Source organism: Candidatus Contendobacter odensis Run_B_J11 (assembly GCF_000531125.1).
Lineage (GTDB): Bacteria > Pseudomonadota > Gammaproteobacteria > Competibacterales > Competibacteraceae > Contendibacter > Contendibacter odensensis.
In genome coordinates this window covers 1-1637 of the sequence record NZ_CBTK010000266.1, presented here as the reverse complement: position 1 = coordinate 1637, position 1637 = coordinate 1, and the positions used below count along the sequence as shown (strand labels likewise).

The following is a 1637-nucleotide window of genomic DNA, read 5'->3' as shown; positions in this document are numbered from 1 at the left end:
CAATTCCCGCTCTCCTTATTTAGACCCACTTTTTAATAGGTCGATTAATGATTTCAGAGCAACCTAATAATAAAGAAAAAAAGCACTCTTAAGTGTTAAAAAACACCCCATTAACTAGAATAAATCCACCCCAAATCTCAGACTAAAGAAAGAGAACACACCAACAGACTTTCGCCAGATTAAGAGGTATTGGGCTGTAAGGCGCCGCCGCCATGTCCATAAATAATTGCACGCCACAATGCCTCCCAACTTTCGATAAAGAATTCGGTAAAAAGTCCTTTGATTTTGATCCACAGCGAGGTGCGCGAATGAAAACGCTGCCGAGCAGCTTGGAAAAAAGCACACCCATATTCTTGCACTTGATCAATGAGAAATGCCAGCATCATCAACATTGCAAACACGGTCGCTAAATACTGCTGGCCATGTCCGAAGTTGTGTTCAAACTCATAATCTTGATTCTTCAGGGTGTTAAACGTTTGGTTCTCAATATGCCAGCGACTGCGGCCTCCTTTCATAACAGGGTGAACATTATTCGTATTTAATTTGATGTCAGTAACCCAGGAAAAATTGAATTCTTTGCCTTCACGAATCTCCCAGTAATCCAAAAAGTTGACGAGTAAGTCAGGGTGTGACTTGTTCAAAGGAATATCATTAATCCATCGGTAGCCACGGAGAACTTGATCCTCTCCCAATACCTCAAATTCTTCACACTCATTCTTAAAAACCCGATTTTTAACCTCATCAAACATTGATTCTTGTCCATCGGGCTTTACCGAAATGATATAACCAACCTTCAGTTCTTTCAATAGCTTGATGTGAGGGCCATTCGCAAACAGGCTATCTTCAACCACGCAGATTGGCCAGTTCGGAAAGGCTTCTCGAAGCTGTTTAACCAAGCGTTTACTGGCATTCAGTTCACAGTCATTTTTGGTCTCTCCATCTTGATGAGTAATGGCTTCAGGAAATAACGGTAAGACCTGTTTCTGATCAGGATGCACGATCACTGCGGCTAATAATTGATGATAATAACCTGTTTCGCCATTCCGATGATGACGCGCACAACATTGTGGGCAACTGATCGATGATGAAGCAAATTGCCCCGTCCCATCAATGCTGACTAAAAAACCCTCGAGATAACGAAAACCTTCTAAAAAATGATGGTCGTACAATCGCTGGTTAATGTGAATAAATGGCGCCCGAATTTCCGCCGGATTGACCTGATCACATACCGACCGAAGTTGCGTGTCACAGGGAGCCTGTTTAACACCATATAATGATTTTAGATTAGCCCGAATTCGCTCCTCATTTCGTTGCTCGTCAAATTTTAACAACGAAGGAAATTTTAAGCCAAAGACCGCTAAACCAGACATCAGAACATCCGGTAATGAAAATTGCTGACCATAACGGCGGGCGTCAGGAATCTTTTCAAAAGCTTTTCGAGCCTGATTCAGTAGCGTCGGCGCCGACACATATTTATTTAAAGAGTTTGGTAAAGGGCGAGAAGGTAATTTCTTCATGATTAACCGTACCCGATAAGTTTTAACTTCAAAACCCCCAAAAAACTCAAAATCAAGGTTAACAAACACCTTCTATAATACATTGATTAAATTGAGCTTTTCAAGAGACCGGGAACTGCT

1 protein-coding gene is annotated in these 1637 nt (G+C 41.7%); it reads right to left on the bottom strand.

Going from position 1 to position 1637, the window contains the following annotated elements; genetic code table 11:
* Positions 1-179: 179 nt before the first annotated feature.
* Positions 180-1517 (bottom strand): transposase, encoded by a 1338-nt coding sequence (locus BN874_RS15965; RefSeq protein WP_154724977.1) that lies wholly within the window; start codon positions 1515-1517, stop codon positions 180-182.
* Positions 1518-1637: the final 120 nt, after the last annotated feature.

Coding starts and splice junctions, on each gene's coding strand:
- BN874_RS15965 (WP_154724977.1), bottom strand. CDS start 1,517: ATGAAGAAATTACCTTCTCGCCCTTTACCAAACTCTTTAAATAAATAT.